The sequence below is a fragment of the Pseudomonas izuensis genome (genome assembly GCF_009861505.1).
In the GTDB taxonomy this organism is placed as follows: Bacteria; Pseudomonadota; Gammaproteobacteria; order Pseudomonadales; family Pseudomonadaceae; genus Aquipseudomonas; species Aquipseudomonas izuensis.
Window position 1 is genome coordinate 63,858 of record NZ_WTFT01000020.1, and the last position, 16,829, is coordinate 80,686.

Sequence of the window (16,829 nt, forward strand, 5' to 3'; positions counted from 1 at the left end):
GAGCAGGCTCGCTCCCACAAGGGACTGATGTGCTTCAGACATAAAAAAGCCCCGCCTGGCGTTACCAGGCGGGGCTTTTTAGTGGCTGATGGAATCAGGCGAGCGGTTTAGGCTCGTGCTCTTTTTCCTTGGCCTGTTCGTGTTGCTCTACCGCTTCCTGAACGGAGCGCGGGGCTTCGTGGATCACGGTTTCAGCGGGCTCGGCAGCGACTTCGGCAGCCGGGGCAGGTGCTGCCTCGACCACGTCAGCAACAACCGGCGCCGGCTCGGCAGCGACAACGTCTTGCGCCGGAGCAGCAGCGGCAGCCAGTTCGGCTTCCTTCTGCAGACGCTCGGCTTCACGCTTGCGACGACGCACTTCACGTGGATCGTTCGGCGCTCGGCCGCTTGGCGTCAGGGCGCTGACAGGGGCGGTTTCGACCACTGGAGCAGGCGCTTGGGCAACAACCGGCGCTTCGACTGCCGGAGCAGGTTCGGCAGCGGCAACCACTGGCTCGGAGACCATCGCTTCAGCCACTTCGGCTTCAGCGACAGGTGCTGGTGCCTCGGCAACAGCTGGCTCGGCAACCCAGTTGAATGCCGTTTGCTCTTCGCGAACTTCACGAACGGCTTCAGTCACGGTTTCGATCACAGGTTCTGCAGCCACGGCAGGTGCTTCGACGACGATGGCAGGCTCGGCGGCAGCTTCAACCACAGGCTGTGCCTCAGGTGCCAGTTCGATTTCCGGCGATGCAGTGGCTTCAACCGGCGTTGTCGCTTCGACGACCGGTGTTTCGACCGGAGCCGTTTCCTGGGTGGCGGCAGTGGCGCGTTCGGCTTGCTCGTTGGCTTGTGCTTCGGCCGGAGCGCTGATCACGGAGCTGGCAACGGCTGCGGTAACAGCCAGGCCGGCGGCCAGATCGGCAGTGCTTGGTGCTTCGCTGCCTTCGCCGGACTCGGACTCATCCGAACCTTCGATCACGTTGCCATTGGCATCACGCTGACGCTCGCGACGGTTGCTGCGACGACGCTGACCACGGGAGCGACGGCGTGGGCGATCGCCTTCGGCGCCGTCCTGACCCTCTTCCTGCAGTTGCTCTTCGTTGGTCGGCAGCTCTTCTTCGGCAACGGCAGCCGCCGCTTGCTCGGCACGCGGTTGACGCTCTTCACGCGGTGGGCGTGGAGCACGTTCTTCGCGTGGCTGGCGGGCTGGGCGTTCTTCGGTAGCAGCAACGGCAGCTGCAGCAGCGGCTGGAGCGGCATCCAGAGGTTCGCGCAGTTCGCGTACACGCTCTTCACGCTCGCCGCGTGGCTTGCGATCTTCACGTGGAGCACGCGGTGCACGTTCTTCACGCGGTGGACGTGGAGCGCGTTCTTCACGAGCGACTGCTGGCGTTTCTTCGCGGACTTCGCGGACTTCGCGAGGCTGGCGCTCTTCGCGTGGTTCCCGTGGTGCGCGCTCTTCACGCGGTGCACGTTCTTCGCGAGGCTTGCGTTCTTCATCGCGGCGACCATTACGGTTGCGGCTCTGCTGACGACCGGTGCGACGCTCTTCGTTGCGGGCAGGACGCTCGGCAGCCGGTTTTTCAACCACGACCGGAGCGGCAGGCTCTTCCTTGGAGGCGAACAGGCTGACCAGCGATTTCACCAGGCCTTTGAACAGGCTTGGCTCTGGCGCGGCGACCGGCGCGGCAACCGGAGCGACGACTTCGGTCGGAACCGGAGCATTGGCGCGGGCTGGAGCCGTCTTGACCGCGGCTTCCTGGCGAACCAGGGTGCGGGTCGCAGCGGCTGGCTGGACTTCTTCCACTTCGGCAGCGGCAGCGGCGATTTCGTAGCTGGACTGGTTGGTGGCGGCTTCCGGGCTGTCATCACGCAGACGCTGAACTTCGAAGTGCGGCGTTTCGAGGTGATCGTTCGGCAGAATGACGATGCGGGCACGGGTGCGCAGTTCGATCTTGGTGATCGAGTTGCGTTTTTCGTTGAGCAGGAACGCGGCTACCGGAATCGGCACCTGGGCGCGCACTTCGGCGGTGCGGTCTTTCAGGGCTTCTTCTTCGATCAGGCGCAGGATCGCCAGCGACAGCGATTCGACGTCACGGATGATGCCGGTGCCGCTGCAGCGCGGGCAAACGATGCCGCTGCTTTCACCCAGGGATGGGCGCAGGCGCTGACGGGACATTTCCAGCAGGCCGAAGCGCGAGATACGGCCGACTTGCACGCGAGCGCGGTCGGCTTCCAGGCATTCGCGGACTTTCTCTTCCACGGCGCGCTGGTTCTTGGCAGGGGTCATGTCGATGAAGTCGATGACGATCAGGCCGCCGATGTCACGCAGGCGCAACTGACGGGCGATTTCTTCGGCGGCTTCAAGGTTGGTCTGCAGGGCAGTTTCTTCGATGTCGCTGCCTTTGGTGGCACGCGCCGAGTTGATGTCGATGGACACCAGGGCTTCGGTCGGATCGATGACGATGGAGCCGCCCGAAGGCAGTTCGACGACGCGCTGGAAGGCGGTTTCGATCTGGCTTTCGATCTGGAAACGGTTGAACAGTGGAACGCTGTCTTCGTACAGCTTGATCTTGCTGGCGTACTGCGGCATGACCTGGCGGATGAAGGTCAGGGCTTCGTCCTGGGCTTCAACGCTGTCGATCAGCACTTCGCCGATGTCCTGGCGCAGGTAATCGCGGATGGCGCGGATGATCACGTTGCTTTCCTGGTAGATCAGGAATGGCGCGGAACGATCCAGCGACGCCTCTTTGATGGCGGTCCAGAGTTGCAGCAGGTAATCGAGGTCCCACTGCATTTCTTCACTGCTGCGGCCCAGGCCGGCAGTGCGCACGATCAGACCCATGTCAGCCGGGGCAACCAGGCCGTTCAGGGCTTCACGCAGTTCATTGCGCTCTTCGCCTTCGATGCGACGGGAGATGCCACCGGCACGCGGGTTGTTCGGCATCAGTACCAGGTAACGACCGGCCAGGCTGATGAAGGTGGTCAGGGCTGCACCCTTGTTGCCACGTTCTTCTTTTTCGACCTGAACGATGACTTCCTGGCCTTCGCTCAGGACGTCCTTGATGTTGACGCGGCCTTCGGGGGCTTTCTTGAAGTATTCGCGGGAGATTTCTTTGAGGGGCAGGAAGCCGTGGCGCTCAGAGCCGAAATCGACAAAGGCAGCTTCAAGGCTTGGTTCGATGCGAGTGATCCGGCCTTTATAGATGTTGGCCTTCTTCTGCTCGCGTGCACCGGATTCGATGTCCAGGTCGTAGAGGCGCTGGCCATCTACCAGTGCAACACGCAACTCTTCGGGTTGAGTTGCGTTAATCAGCATTCTTTTCATGTAGTACCGTCGGTTTCCGGGCTGCCGGAAACGGCGTTCGGCACACACGACTTCTCACGGTCGGTGTCAGGTGCGTCGGGAGTGGTTGGCCATTCCCGTGTCCAGCGATGTCCGGCCAATGTGGGCCTGCATCGCGACGTACGCGTCCTGCTTGCTGTGGCTACTTAAGCACTCAGTCAGGAGGAGGAATCAACCGGCGGCTGTGGACGAGATGAAGCGTCTTGATAAAGCCTATTGCTACACAGTCCAGCGGTTGTGCATCTCCACCCTACACGTATCCCTGATAATTCGGGTGCTGCCGCGCGCAGAATCCGCAGCGGGTTGGCATTTACCGTGAGCTCCGAAAGGGGAGGTCACGCATCATGGCTAATTTAGGCGTTGTTTCCGAAGTGTTCGCTCGGGGTCATTCGCAGCTGACTGCACTTTGTGAACTGGCCGTGAATATGGGCTCGCGTGGCGAGTGAAAACTCTGCTTTGCGGCGTGATTCAGGCCTCATGTCACCTGCGCTCGTTACAGCTGAAAACTCCACCGTTACGTAGCGAAAGCCCCGTAGGACGGCCTCGCGTCCTGGTGAATTGCGTTGGTCAGGGCCGGTTTTTGACCGTTGGTCCGCTGTCCAGGCCGCTTTTGGCGACGTTCGCGACTATAGCAGTAATGATTAAGTGCTTCAATTCCATAAAAAATTGATATCATCCGCGCCATGACGACTACTGCCCCCCCGACCCCAGGCGTACAACTGCTTGAGGTCTCGCCGGAATATGCCGGCCAACGTATTGATAACTTCCTTCTCGCTCGGCTCAAAGGCGTGCCCAAGACCTTGATTTACCGCATTTTGCGCAAAGGCGAAGTGCGGGTGAACAAGGGCCGGATCAAGCCCGAATACAAGCTGCAGGCGGGCGATATCGTGCGCGTGCCGCCGGTTCGCGTGCCTGAACGTGACGAGCCGGTGCCCCTCGCCCAAGGGCTGCTGCAGCGCCTCGAAGCCTCGATTGTCTATGAAGACAAGGCGCTGATCGTGGTCAACAAGCCGTGCGGAATTGCCGTGCACGGCGGCAGTGGCTTGAATTACGGTGTGATCGAAGCTTTTCGCCAATTGCGCCCGGATTGCAAGGAGCTTGAGCTGGTTCACCGTCTCGACCGTGACACCTCCGGCCTGCTGATGATTGCCAAAAAACGCAGCATGCTGCGTCACTTGCATACGGCACTGCGCGGCGATGGTGTCGACAAGCGCTACATGGCACTGGTTCGCGGTAATTGGGCGTCTTCGATCAAGCAAATCCGTGCGCCGCTGGGCAAGAGCAATCTGCGCTCCGGTGAGCGTATGGTCGAGGTCGACGAGGAGGAGGGCAAGGAGTCCGTGACCGTGTTCAAGGTCCTGCGCCGCTTCGGTGACTTTGCCACCATGATCGAAGCCAAGCCGATTACCGGCCGGACTCACCAGATTCGCGTCCATACCTTGCACGCCGGGCACTGCATCGCCGGCGACACCAAGTACGGCGATGACGATTTCAGCAAGGAAATCCGTGACCTGGGCGGTAAGCGCCTGTTCCTGCACGCCTATATGCTGACCGTGCCGCTGCCCGATGGTGGCGAGCTGAAGCTCCAGGCGCCAGTCGATGAAATGTGGGCCAAGACCGTGGAGCGCCTGAGTGCACCCATCTGATTACAAGCTGCTGATTTTCGATTGGGATGGCACGCTGGCCGATTCCATTGGTCGGATTGTCGAAGCGATGCATGTGGCATCCGAGCGATCCGGTTTTGAGTTGCGCGATGATTTTGCCGTCAAGGGCATCATCGGTCTGGGGTTGCCTGAGGCGATTCGCACGTTGTATCCCGACATCGGCGATGCCGAACTCGTAGCGTTTCGTCAGCATTATGCGGACCACTACATCGCTTCGGAGGCTGTGCCTTCTCCGTTGTTCGAAGGGGTAGTCGAGTCGATCGAGGCGTTTCGTGCCGAGGATTATCATCTGGCTGTGGCAACCGGCAAGGCGCGTCGCGGGCTGGATCGGGTGCTGAAGTCTCACGGTTGGGAAAATTACTTCGACATCACTCGTGCAGCCGATGAGACCGCCAGCAAGCCGCATCCGTTGATGCTTGAGCAGATTCTTGCCCATTGCGAGGTTCGCCCGGAGCAGGCGTTGATGGTTGGCGACTCGTCTTTCGATTTGCAGATGGCGCGCAATGCCGGCATGGATTCGGTGGCCGTCAGCTATGGTGCCCAATCGATCGAGGCGCTGAAGTTGTTCGAGCCGCGGCTGGCCATTGATCGCTTTTCAGAATTGCATGCCTGGCTGAGTCAGCGGGCCTAATAAGTTTTTGCCGGGGTGGATAGTATGGCCGACGAATGGAAAGCGCCTGCCAGGGCGAGCGCAGAGAGCGGTGACGAAAAGAGCTGGAAGCTGCTGGAAAAAACACTGCTGGCCAGCGTGCAGGAGCAGCGCCGGTCTCGCCGCTGGGGCATTTTCTTCAAGCTTCTGACTTTTGTGTACCTGTTTATTGCGCTGGCGCTGTTCTCGCCATTGATGGACATGGAAAAGGCGGCCACGCGCAGCGGTAACTATACGGCGCTGATTGACGTGACCGGCATGATCGCCGACAAGGAGCCGGCCAGTGCTGACAACATCGTGGGCAGCCTGCGTGCCGCCTTCGAGGATGACAAGGTCAAGGGTGTCATCCTGCGTATCAACAGCCCGGGTGGAAGTCCGGTGCAGTCGGGTTATGTCTATGACGAAATCCGCCGTCTACGCGGCCTGCACCCGGATACCAAATTGTATGCGGTTATCTCCGATCTCGGTGCTTCCGGTGCTTACTACATTGCCAGTGCTGCCGATCAGATCTACGCCGACAAGGCGAGCCTGGTGGGCTCCATTGGTGTGACCGCGGCGGGCTATGGCTTTGTCGGTACCATGGAGAAGCTGGGTGTCGAACGTCGCACCTACAATGCCGGCGAGCACAAATCGTTCCTCGATCCGTTCCAGCCACAGAAGCCTGAAGAAACTGCCTTCTGGCAGGGCGTGCTTGATACGACTCACAAGCAATTCATCAATAGCGTCAAGCAGGGCCGTGGCGAACGTCTGAAGGACAAAGAGCATCCGGAGCTGTTCTCCGGGCTGGTCTGGTCAGGCGAGCAGGCACTGCCGCTGGGGCTGATCGATGGCCTGGGCAATGCCAGTTCGGTTGCGCGTGATGTGATTGGCGAGAAAGAGCTGGTGGACTTCACGGTTCAGGAATCGCCGTTCGATCGCTTCTCGAAAAAGCTCGGCGCCAGTGTGGCTGAGCATTTGGCGATGTGGATGGGGTTTCAGGGGCCATCGCTGCGATAAGCGTCATTACGGCATAAAAAAACCGGCTTCTGGCCGGTTTTTGCTGTTCAGGGGATTTGCACGCCTTCATTCAGCAGCATGTCCACGAGGCGGATCAATGGCAAGCCGATCAGGCTGGTGGCATCAGGGCCTTCGGTGCTCTTGAACAGGCTGACCCCCAGGCCTTCGGCCTTGAAGCTGCCAGCGCAATCGTAGGGCTGTTCCGCGTGCAGATAGCGTTCGATGCGTGCCGTGTCGAGAGTGCGCATGTGTACCGTGAAGGGCACCCAGTCGACCTGGCAATGGCCGGTTTGGCTATTGAGCAGGGCCAGGCCGGTCAGAAAGGTCACGCTGGCGCCGCTGGAGGCCAGCAGTTGTTCGCGGGCTTTTTCGAAGGTGTGGGGTTTGCCGATGATCCGGTCGCCCAGCACGGCAACCTGGTCTGAGCCGATGATCAGGTGAGCGCCATGGCTGTCGCTCAGTGCCCGTGCCTTTGCCTCGGCGAGGCGTTTCACCAGATCGACGGCGGACTCGCCAGGGCGATGGCTTTCGTCAATGTCCGGCGAGCTGCAGATGAACGGTAACTGCAAGCGGGCCAGCAATTCCCGGCGATAGACCGAGCTGGAAGCGAGTAATAAAGGCAGCATGGGCATCTCCTGAAGGCAGGTGCGGATTCTAGCGGAGCCGTGCAAGTGACGGACAGGGCTGAATTTCCTTTGACATGGGCGGGTGCATCCCTATAATGCTGCGCCTATGTTGAATGACCCGATTCCACCTCACGTTGACCCGCGCAAATTGGCTGACCGTGGCACCACCCTCCAAGGTGAAATGCTGCTGGCCGATTTGGAGAGACTCTGCGACCCGCTTTCCGACAATGTCGGTACGGTGCAGGCTAAATTCGTTTTTGAACGAGATGAACGTAAATCTGTGGTCATCCACAGCTTTATCGACACTGAAGTCAAAATGGTTTGCCAGCGTTGTCTTGAGCTGGTCACCCTGCCGATCCATAGCGAATGCAGTTATGCTGTGGTGAAGGAGGGTGCGAATACCCAGTCGTTGCCGAAAGGTTATGACGTGCTGGAACTGGGCGAAGATCCATTGGATCTGCAGTCACTGATCGAGGAGGAGCTTCTGCTCGCCTTGCCCATTGTGCCTGCTCATCATCCGGAAGAATGCCAGCAGCCGGCGGGAGCAGATGAGCCCGAACCGAGCGAGGACGAGGTAACGCGGTCCAACCCGTTCAGTGTATTGGCGCAGTTAAAGCGTGACCCAAACGTTTAGGAGTTAATCAATTATGGCTGTTCAGCAGAACAAAAAATCCCGCTCTGCCCGTGACATGCGCCGTTCGCACGACGCTCTCGAGGCTAGCACCCTGTCTGTAGAAAAAACCACCGGTGAAGTTCACCTGCGTCACCACGTATCGCCAGAAGGCGTATACCGTGGCCGTAAAGTGATCGACAAGGGCGCTGACGAGTAATCACTTGTCCGCTCAAGTCATCGCGATTGACGCAATGGGCGGGGACTTCGGTCCCCGCAGCATTGTTCAGGCCAGCATTGCTTGTCTATCTGCTACGCCCTCGTTGCATCTGACCCTCGTCGGTCAACCCTCCCTCCTTGAAGAATTGATCGCTGGCCAATCGGCTGTGGATCGCGCGCGCCTGTCGATTGCACCGGCGTCCGAAGTCATCACCATGGATGAAAAGCCTGCGCAGGCCCTGCGCGGAAAGCCCGACTCGTCGATGCGCGTGGCGCTTGAGTTGTTGCGCGATGGCAAGGTCCAGGCCATTGTCAGTGCCGGCAATACCGGGGCATTGATGGCGCTGTCGCGATTCGTGCTCAAGACCCTGCCGGGGATCGATCGGCCGGCCATGGTCGCAGCGATTCCGACGCAGAAGGGTTATTGCCAGTTGCTCGATCTGGGTGCCAACGTCGATTGCAGTGCCGAGCATCTGCTGCAGTTTGCGGTGATGGGCTCGGTTGCCGCGGAAACCCTGGGCATCGTTCGTCCGCGCGTGGCATTGCTGAACATCGGCACCGAAGACATCAAAGGCAACCAGCAGGTCAAGCTGGCTGCAACCTTGCTGCAACGCGCACGTGGTATCAACTACATCGGATTCGTCGAAGGTGACGGTTTGTACCGCGGCGAGGCGGATGTGGTGGTGTGCGACGGTTTTGTTGGCAACATCCTGCTCAAATCCAGCGAGGGGCTGGCGACCATGATTGCCGGGCGCATCGAGGCGTTATTCAAGAAGAGCCTGCCATCGCGCATGGTTGGTGCATTGGCCTTGCCGCTGATGAAGCGTCTGCAGGCCGACCTGGCGCCTGCGCGGCATAACGGTGCCAGCTTCCTCGGTTTGCAGGGTATCGTCGTAAAAAGCCACGGTTCTGCCGGGGTACAGGGGTTTCAGAGTGCAATTTCCCGTGCCTTGATCGAGATTCAGGAAAACCTGCCGCAGCGTATTCACGGTCGTCTGGAGGATTTGTTGCTTTAGGCGTTTTCGTCGGACAATGCTTAAATGTGACCGCTCAATTCATTTGGCCATCCAACTGTCAGTTTCTTGCGTCCCCCCAAGCGGGACGTCAATTCTCCGACGACAAGATCATTAGGGGCTTGTTACATGTCTGCTTCCCTCGCATTCGTCTTTCCAGGACAGGGTTCGCAGTCCCTCGGCATGCTGGCCGAGTTGGGCGCGCAACATCCGGTTGTCCTCGAAACATTCAAAGAAGCTTCCGATGCTCTGGGTTACGACCTGTGGGCACTGACCCAACAAGGGCCGGAAGAGCAGCTCAATCAAACCGATAAAACCCAGCCGGCCATCCTGACCGCCTCGATCGCCCTGTGGCGCTTGTGGCTGGCCGAAGGTGGCGCGCGCCCGGCTTACGTTGCCGGTCACAGCCTGGGTGAATACAGCGCACTGGTCGCGGCAGGCAGTCTGAGCCTGGGCGATGCGGTGAAGCTGGTCGAACGCCGTGGTCAACTGATGCAGGAAGCCGTACCGGCCGGACAAGGCGGCATGGCTGCCATCCTGGGGCTGGAGGATGCCGACGTCCTGGCGGCCTGCGCCGAAGCGGCGCAAGGTGACGTGGTCAGTGCCGTCAACTTCAACTCCCCGGGCCAAGTGGTTATTGCCGGTGCCAAGGCTGCGGTCGAGCGCGCCATCGAAGGCTGCAAGGCTCGTGGTGCAAAGCGCGCCATGCCGTTGCCTGTCAGCGTGCCATCCCATTGTGAATTGATGCGTCCGGCGGCCGAGCGTTTCGCCGAATCCATCGCCGCCATCGACTGGCAAGCGCCGCAGATTCCTGTGGTACAGAACGTCAGCGCCGATGTGCCGGCCGATCTGGAAACCCTCAAGCGTGACCTGCTCGAGCAGCTTTACAAGCCTGTTCGCTGGGTCGAATCGGTCCAGGCGCTGGCAGCCAAAGGCGCGACCAATCTGGTCGAGTGCGGCCCTGGCAAAGTGCTGGCAGGCCTGAACAAACGCTGCGCCGATGGCGTATCGACTTCCAATCTCAATACCCCAGACGCTTTCGCTGCCGCCCGCGCAGCGCTGGCCTGAATCAGGAGAAACTTGCATGAGTCTGCAAGGTAAAGTTGCACTGGTCACCGGTGCGAGCCGCGGTATCGGCCAGGCTATCGCTCTGGAACTGGGTCGTCAGGGTGCCATCGTTGTCGGCACCGCGACCTCTGCCTCGGGTGCCGAGCGCATTGCCGCCACCCTCAAGGAAAACGGCATTCAGGGCACTGGCCTGGAGCTCAATGTCACCAGCGACGAATCCGTGTCGGCTGTGCTGGCGAGCATCCAGGAGCAGTTCGGTGCACCGGCGATCCTGGTGAATAACGCCGGTATCACCCGCGATAACCTGATGATGCGCATGAAAGACGACGAATGGTATGACGTCGTCGATACCAACCTGAACAGTCTGTATCGCCTGTCCAAGGGTGTTTTGCGCGGTATGACCAAGGCCCGTTGGGGACGAATTATCAGTATTGGTTCGGTTGTGGGTGCCATGGGCAACGCAGGCCAAGTAAACTATGCCGCCGCCAAGGCCGGTCTGGAAGGTTTCAGCCGTGCGCTGGCACGTGAAGTCGGTTCGCGTTCGATTACGGTCAACTCGGTGACCCCAGGGTTCATCGACACCGATATGACTCGCGAACTGCCGGAAGCGCAGCGTGAAGCCTTGCAGACGCAGATTCCGCTGGGTCGTCTGGGGCAAGCTCAAGAAATCGCCTCTGTGGTCGCTTTTCTTGCATCCGACGGTGCAGCCTACGTGACCGGGGCTACAATCCCGGTGAACGGCGGGATGTACATGTAAGTTAAATGTGACGGATTGCTTCAAAAAAATGTCATACGAGCTGTCTAAAATCCGTTATAAAGCTGCAATCTATTTATAGGCAGAGGGTCACCGGGTTTGAGGAGTGAAGCTTTCAGTTGAAAAGCTGAAAAGTCTTTCTATACACTTACCCACTGGCCAGCTGCCTGAATTTGTCCATTAGGAGTGAAAACAAGGTATGAGCACCATCGAAGAGCGCGTCAAGAAAATCGTTGCCGAGCAACTGGGCGTTAAAGAAGAAGAAGTGGTCAACACCGCTTCCTTCGTTGAAGACCTGGGTGCTGACTCCCTTGACACCGTTGAGCTGGTGATGGCTCTGGAAGAGGAATTCGAGACCGAAATCCCTGACGAAGAAGCCGAGAAGATCACTACTGTACAAGCTGCTATCGATTACGTTACTGCCCACCAGGCGTAATAGTTTGTAATCGTTGCTCGCTGTCATGGAAAAACCGCACTGCCACATGGCGTGCGGTTTTTTCTTTAGGCCTGATGCAAAGTCGTCATTTGAAAAAAGGAGAGTGCTGTGTCGCGTAGACGCGTCGTAGTCACCGGTATGGGTATGTTGTCGCCACTGGGCACGGATGTGCCGAGCAGTTGGCAGGGCATTCTGGCTGGCCGCAGTGGCATTGGTCTGATCGAACACACCGACCTTTCTGCCTATTCCACCCGTTTTGGCGGCTCGGTAAAGGGCTTCAATGTCGAGGAATACCTGTCGGTCAAGGAAGCTCGCAAACTCGACCTGTTCATTCAATACGGTCTGGCCGCAGGCTTTCAGGCAGTACGCAATGCCGGTCTGGAGGTCACCGACGCCAACCGTGAGCGCATCGGCGTTGCCATGGGTTCGGGTATCGGCGGCCTGACCAATATCGAAGAAACCAGCCGCACGCTGCACGAGACCGGTCCACGACGGATTTCTCCTTTCTTCGTGCCTGGCTCGATCATCAATATGATTTCCGGCTTCCTGTCGATCCATCTGGGGGCACAGGGGCCCAACTACGCCATCGCCACGGCTTGTACCACCGGTACACACTGCATTGGCATGGCAGCCCGCAACATCATGTACGACGAAGCCGACGTGATGATTGCCGGCGGTGCCGAGATGGCGGCTTGCGGTCTGGGCATGGGCGGCTTCGGTGCCTCCCGTGCACTGTCGACCCGTAACGACGAGCCAACCCGTGCCAGCCGTCCATGGGACAAGGGCCGTGATGGCTTCGTGCTGTCCGATGGCGCCGGTGCGCTGGTTCTGGAAGAGCTGGAACACGCCAAGGCCCGCGGCGCGACCATCTATGCCGAGCTGATTGGCTTTGGCACCAGTGGTGACGCCTACCACATGACTTCGCCGCCAGCCGATGGCGCGGGTGCTGCACGTTGCATCACCAATGCCTTGCGCGATGCGAAGATCAATGGCGATCAAGTGCAATACGTTAATGCCCACGGCACTTCGACCCCTGCCGGCGACCTCGCCGAAGCCCAGGCGATCAAGACCGTGTTCGGCGAACACGCCTACAAGCTGGCCGTCAGTTCGACCAAGTCCATGACCGGTCACCTGTTGGGTGCGGCGGGCGCCGTCGAAGCGATCTTCAGCGTGCTGGCGATCAACAGCCAGGTAGCGCCACCGACCATCAACCTTGATGAGCCGGACGAAGGCTGTGATCTCGATTTCGTGCCGCACACTGCGCGCAACATGGACATCGACGTGGTCCTGTCCAACTCCTTCGGATTTGGCGGCACCAACGGCTCGCTGGTGTTCCGTCGGTTCGCAGGCTGATGGACAGCTGGGTCGACGGTCAGCCGGCTGACGCTTTGTCGCTGAAGGATCGCGGCCTGGCTTACGGTGATGGTCTGTTCGAGACTATTGCCGTGCATGAAGGCTTTCCAGTCCTGCTGGATCGTCATATGGTTCGGCTGGCCAGGGGCTGCCGGCGGTTGGCAATCAATCTGGATCATGCTGCTGTGGTCGCGGAAGTGTTGACCTATGCCGAGCAACTGAACGAAGGTGTGCTCAAATTGATCGTTACCCGCAGCGACAGCCTGCGCGGCTACGCTTTCGATCCTTCGGCCCCGGCCCGTCGTATCCTGTCGGGCAATCCTCCTGCGGTTTACCCGGCTGCCCATGCAGAGCAGGGCATTCGCCTGTTCCCGTGCATCACACGACTTTCCATTCAACCCCTGCTCGCCGGGCTCAAGCACTTGAACCGTCTTGAACAGGTGATGGCGCGCGCCGAATGGCAGGACACCGAACATGCCGAAGGCTTGATGCTCGATCAGGCCGGTCGCGTGATCGAGGGCGTGTTCAGTAACCTGTTCATGGTGCGTGACGGCGTGTTGATCACAGCGGATTTGAGCTGCTGCGGTGTAGAAGGTGTGATGCGTGCCGAGTTATTGTCTCAGGCCGAATCTTTGGGCATCCCCATACAAGTCACCGATATCACGCTTGAGCAGCTGCAAGGCGCTGACGAAGTCTTTGTCTGCAACAGTGTGTATGGCGTTTGGCCGGTGCATGCCTATGCCGCACTGAGCTGGCCGGTTGGGCCGCTCACCCGTAAACTCCAAACCATTGCCCGCGCGCTACTGGATGCTTGATACGTGAGACGTAAATTCTTGCTGCTGCTGGAAACCGGACTGGTTCTGGCGGGGCTGATGTTGGGCGCTTCCGCCTGGAAAATTCATTCGGCGCTGGTCCAGCCGCTGAACATTACTCAGGAAAAGCTGCTGGAGGTGCCCAAAGGCACCACGCCGAATCGCACTTTTCTGCGACTCGAAGCCGATGGCGTCATCAAGGACGCTTTCTGGTTGCGGGTGTACTGGCGTTTCAACCTGCCTAAACAACCACTCCACAGCGGCGAATACCGCATGGTTCCCGGCATGACCGTCGAAGGTCTGATCGAACTGTGGAAGCGTGGGGAAATGGTGCAGTACAGCGTGACCCTGGTCGAGGGCTGGAATTTCCATCAGGTCCGTGCAGCCCTGGCCAAAGAGGAAAAGCTCGAGCATACCCTTGCCGGCTTGAGCGACAGCCAGGTCATGGACAAGCTCGGCCACACCGGGATTTTCCCCGAGGGGCGATTCTTCCCCGACACTTACCGCTTCGTGCGTGGCATGACCGACGCCGAGTTGCTGAAAACAGCCTACGACCGCCTCGACGAAGTGCTTGCCAAGGAATGGGATCAGCGCTCGGCCGATGTGCCGTACACGGAACCCTATCAAGCGCTGATCATGGCCTCGCTGGTGGAGAAGGAAACCGGCGTGCCGCAGGAGCGTGGGCAGATTGCCGGCGTGTTCGTGCGGCGCATGGCTATCGGCATGCTGTTGCAGACCGATCCGACGGTGATCTACGGCCTCGGTGATCGATACAGCGGAAAGTTGACTCGCGCGCATCTCAAGGAGCCGACGCCGTACAACACTTATGTGATTGCCGGTCTGCCGCCAACCCCGATTGCGATGGTCGGTCGCGAGGCGATTCATGCGGCGCTGAATCCGGTGGCGGGCAACAGCCTTTATTTCGTGGCGCGTGGCGATGGCAGCCATGTGTTCTCCGATGACCTGGACGCCCATAACAACGCTGTGCGAGAGTTCCAGCTCAAGCGCCGCGCCGATTATCGCTCCAGCCCGGCGCCGGTCACCGCACCTGAAACACCGCAAACCCCGGCTGAGGAATCCCGGGTTGGGGGGGCCGAATCCCAGGCGCCGCAAACTCAGGCTGAACAGGATCAGACACCGATCCCGGCCGCTTCGCCCGATACCGCGCCCGAGGCTCTGCCGTCGGTACCGCCGCAAGAACCCGCGCCTGAACCTGCACCTGCGTCCGCCCCCGAGCCGGAAGCAAACACCCCGAAAAGCCCGCAATGACTCTGACTAAGGACTGCCTGTGACTGGCTTGTTTATTACTCTTGAAGGCCCCGAAGGCGCTGGCAAGAGCACCAATCGCGAATACCTCGCCGAGCGCCTGCGCGCCGCCGGGATCGAGGTCGTGCTGACCCGCGAACCAGGTGGTACGCCTCTGGCCGAGCGCATCCGCGAAGTGCTGTTGGCGCCGGTCGACGAAGTGATGAATCCGGACACTGAATTGCTGTTGGTGTTCGCTGCACGTGCCCAGCACCTGGCCGAGGTGATTCGCCCGGCACTGGCCCGCGGTGCCGTGGTCCTGTGTGATCGGTTTACTGATTCGACCTACGCTTACCAGGGCGGCGGCCGCGGCTTGTCACTGGAACGTATTGCCACGCTGGAAACCTTCGTTCAGGGCGACCTGCGTCCCGACCTGACCCTGATCTTCGACCTGCCGGTTGAGGTGGGTCTGGCCCGAGCCAGTGCCCGTGGACGCCTGGATCGCTTCGAATTGGAAGGTCGGGCATTCTTCGATGCCGTGCGCAGTGCCTTCCTCAAGCGTGCGGCGGCAGAGCCGGCACGTTACGTGCTGATCGACGCCGCGCAACCGCTGGCACAGGTTCAACAATCCCTGGATGGTTTGTTGCCGCGTCTGCTGGAGTTGACCCGTGGCTGAAGCCTATCCCTGGCAGGACGGTTTGTGGCAGCAGTTGGCCGGTCGTGCGCAGCACGCTCACGCCTATCTGTTGCATGGCCCGGCCGGGATCGGCAAACGGGCGCTGGCCGAGCGCTTGATGGCCAGATTGCTGTGCCAGCGCCCAACGGCTCAGGGTGCGTGTGGCGAATGTAAATCCTGCCTGTTGCTCAAGGCCGGCAGCCACCCCGATAACTACATTCTGGAACCTGAAGAGGCCGACAAGGCGATCAAGGTCGATCAGGTTCGCGATCTGGTCAGCTTCGTCGTGCAGACCGCGCAACTGGGCGGGCGCAAGGTGGTGTTGATCGAGCCCGTAGAGTCGATGAACATCAACGCCGCCAACGCCTTGCTCAAAAGCCTGGAAGAGCCGTCCGGCGATACGGTATTGCTACTGGTCAGCCATCAGCCCAGTCGTCTGCTGCCGACCATCAAGAGCCGCTGTGTGCAACAGGCTTGCCCGCTGCCGAGTGAGACCATGAGTCTGGCCTGGCTGGCCAAGGCACTGCCGGACTGCTCGGAAGAAGAGCGTATCGAATTGCTGACCCTGGCCGCCGGTTCGCCATTGGCCGCCGTCAACCTGCACGCCCAGGGCGTGCGCGAGCAGCGCGCGCAGGTGGTCGATGGGGTGAAGAAGCTGCTCAAGCAGCAGCAATCACCGACGCAACTGGCCGAAGGTTGGAACGCAATTCCGTTGTTGCTGCTGTTCGACTGGTTCTGCGATTGGTCGAGCCTGATCCTTCGCTATCAATTGACCCAGGATGAAGAAGGGCTCGGGTTGACGGACATGCGCAAGGTGATTCAATACCTGGCGCAGAAAACCGGGCAGGATAAGGTCCTGAACATCCAGGACTGGATCCTCGCCCAGCGCCAGAAAGTGCTGAGCAAGGCCAACCTCAATCGGGTGTTGTTGCTGGAGGCGCTGCTGGTGCAATGGGCGTCTTTGCCTACCCAGAGATAACCGTTCACGCCTAGACTCTGAGCATCAGCCGTGGAGGTCAGCATGAATGAACCCGTCAGCTCCGGGCCGCGCAATGGCATTTTGTCCCTGACCATCCAGGACAAGTCAGTGCTGTACGCGGCCTACATGCCATTCATCAAGAACGGTGGCCTGTTTATCCCGACCAACAAGAGTTACAGGTTGGGTGATGAGGTATTTATGCTGCTGCACTTGTTTGATGAGCCGGAGAAGATCCCCGTGGCCGGCAAGGTCGCCTGGGTTACCCCGAAAGGCGCCCAGGGTAACCGCGCCGCTGGCGTCGGCGTGCAGTTCAATGAAGGCGACGACACCGCGCGCAGTCGAATCGAAACCCACCTGGCCGGAGCCCTGAAGTCCGACCGTCCCACTCATACGATGTAAGT

At 59.9% G+C, this 16,829-nt stretch carries 17 protein-coding genes; 15 read left to right on the top strand and 2 right to left on the bottom strand.

Translation table 11 applies throughout. The features are described from left to right. Window positions 1–94: 94 nt before the first annotated feature. Complete coding sequence (rne, locus tag GPL81_RS18430) at window positions 95–3,310, bottom strand: ribonuclease E (protein ID WP_160107865.1); 3,216 nt, start codon at window positions 3,308–3,310, stop codon at window positions 95–97. A gap of 701 nt (window positions 3,311–4,011) precedes the next feature. Between rne and rluC the strand changes: the two genes are divergently transcribed. The 3 genes from rluC to GPL81_RS18445 are packed head-to-tail and all read left to right on the top strand — an operon-like array spanning window position 4,012 to window position 6,637. Next, window positions 4,012–4,974, top strand: a complete 963-nt coding sequence (gene rluC, locus GPL81_RS18435; protein WP_160107866.1) for a 23S rRNA pseudouridine(955/2504/2580) synthase RluC — start codon at window positions 4,012–4,014, stop codon at window positions 4,972–4,974. Beyond that, window positions 4,961–5,623, top strand: a complete 663-nt coding sequence (locus GPL81_RS18440; RefSeq protein ID WP_160107867.1) for an HAD-IA family hydrolase — start codon at window positions 4,961–4,963, stop codon at window positions 5,621–5,623. Before rluC ends, GPL81_RS18440 begins: the two co-directional genes overlap by 14 nt. 24 nt (window positions 5,624–5,647) lie before the next feature. Further along, complete coding sequence (locus GPL81_RS18445) at window positions 5,648–6,637, top strand: S49 family peptidase (protein ID WP_160107868.1); 990 nt, start codon at window positions 5,648–5,650, stop codon at window positions 6,635–6,637. Between the two features lie 47 nt (window positions 6,638–6,684). On the opposite strand, the gene GPL81_RS18450 is transcribed toward GPL81_RS18445, so the two are convergent. Further along, window positions 6,685–7,263 carry a Maf family protein gene (locus tag GPL81_RS18450; RefSeq protein WP_160107869.1) on the bottom strand — a complete coding sequence of 193 codons (579 nt, stop codon included), beginning with the start codon at window positions 7,261–7,263 and terminating at the stop codon, window positions 6,685–6,687. A 106-nt stretch (window positions 7,264–7,369) separates the two neighbouring features. Here GPL81_RS18450 and GPL81_RS18455 point away from each other — a divergent pair, with 106 nt between their 5' ends. The 12 genes from GPL81_RS18455 to GPL81_RS18510 all read left to right on the top strand — a co-directional run bounded on the left by GPL81_RS18455 (window position 7,370) and on the right by GPL81_RS18510 (window position 16,827). Then, on the top strand, window positions 7,370–7,897 hold the full coding sequence (locus GPL81_RS18455) for a YceD family protein (RefSeq protein ID WP_007942001.1): 528 nt from the start codon (window positions 7,370–7,372) through the stop codon (window positions 7,895–7,897). 13 nt (window positions 7,898–7,910) lie between these two features. Next, window positions 7,911–8,093: a 50S ribosomal protein L32 gene (gene rpmF, locus GPL81_RS18460; protein WP_003179396.1), complete on the top strand. Its 183-nt coding sequence runs from the start codon at window positions 7,911–7,913 to the stop codon at window positions 8,091–8,093. Between the two features lie 4 nt (window positions 8,094–8,097). Continuing rightward, the gene (gene plsX / locus GPL81_RS18465; protein ID WP_096512918.1) at window positions 8,098–9,108 is read left to right on the top strand and encodes a phosphate acyltransferase PlsX; all 1,011 of its coding nucleotides are present in this window, start codon (window positions 8,098–8,100) and stop codon (window positions 9,106–9,108) included. 126 nt (window positions 9,109–9,234) lie between these two features. Then, window positions 9,235–10,173, top strand: coding sequence for an ACP S-malonyltransferase (gene fabD / locus GPL81_RS18470; protein WP_096512917.1), 939 nt, complete (start codon window positions 9,235–9,237; stop codon window positions 10,171–10,173). 16 nt (window positions 10,174–10,189) lie between these two features. Beyond that, window positions 10,190–10,930 carry a 3-oxoacyl-ACP reductase FabG gene (gene fabG / locus GPL81_RS18475; protein ID WP_096512916.1) on the top strand — a complete coding sequence of 247 codons (741 nt, stop codon included), beginning with the start codon at window positions 10,190–10,192 and terminating at the stop codon, window positions 10,928–10,930. A 196-nt stretch (window positions 10,931–11,126) separates the two neighbouring features. Then, window positions 11,127–11,363, top strand: a complete 237-nt coding sequence (gene acpP, locus GPL81_RS18480) for an acyl carrier protein (protein ID WP_007987170.1) — start codon at window positions 11,127–11,129, stop codon at window positions 11,361–11,363. Between the two features lie 108 nt (window positions 11,364–11,471). Beyond that, a complete protein-coding gene (fabF, locus tag GPL81_RS18485) occupies window positions 11,472–12,716 on the top strand; it encodes a beta-ketoacyl-ACP synthase II (RefSeq protein ID WP_160107870.1) in 1,245 nt (414 codons plus the stop codon). Continuing rightward, window positions 12,716–13,531: an aminodeoxychorismate lyase gene (pabC, locus tag GPL81_RS18490; RefSeq protein WP_160107871.1), complete on the top strand. Its 816-nt coding sequence runs from the start codon at window positions 12,716–12,718 to the stop codon at window positions 13,529–13,531. The genes fabF and pabC overlap by 1 nt, the downstream gene beginning before the upstream one ends. A 3-nt stretch (window positions 13,532–13,534) precedes the next feature. Continuing rightward, window positions 13,535–14,797, top strand: a complete 1,263-nt coding sequence (gene mltG / locus GPL81_RS18495) for an endolytic transglycosylase MltG (protein WP_160107872.1) — start codon at window positions 13,535–13,537, stop codon at window positions 14,795–14,797. A 19-nt stretch (window positions 14,798–14,816) separates the two neighbouring features. Continuing rightward, on the top strand, window positions 14,817–15,449 hold the full coding sequence (tmk, locus tag GPL81_RS18500; protein ID WP_096512912.1) for a dTMP kinase: 633 nt from the start codon (window positions 14,817–14,819) through the stop codon (window positions 15,447–15,449). After that, window positions 15,442–16,428, top strand: a complete 987-nt coding sequence (locus tag GPL81_RS18505; protein ID WP_160107873.1) for a DNA polymerase III subunit delta' — start codon at window positions 15,442–15,444, stop codon at window positions 16,426–16,428. The genes tmk and GPL81_RS18505 overlap by 8 nt, the downstream gene beginning before the upstream one ends. Window positions 16,429–16,470: 42 nt before the next feature. Next, window positions 16,471–16,827, top strand: a complete 357-nt coding sequence (locus tag GPL81_RS18510; RefSeq protein ID WP_160107874.1) for a PilZ domain-containing protein — start codon at window positions 16,471–16,473, stop codon at window positions 16,825–16,827. The last annotated feature ends 2 nt before the right edge of the window (window positions 16,828–16,829 follow it).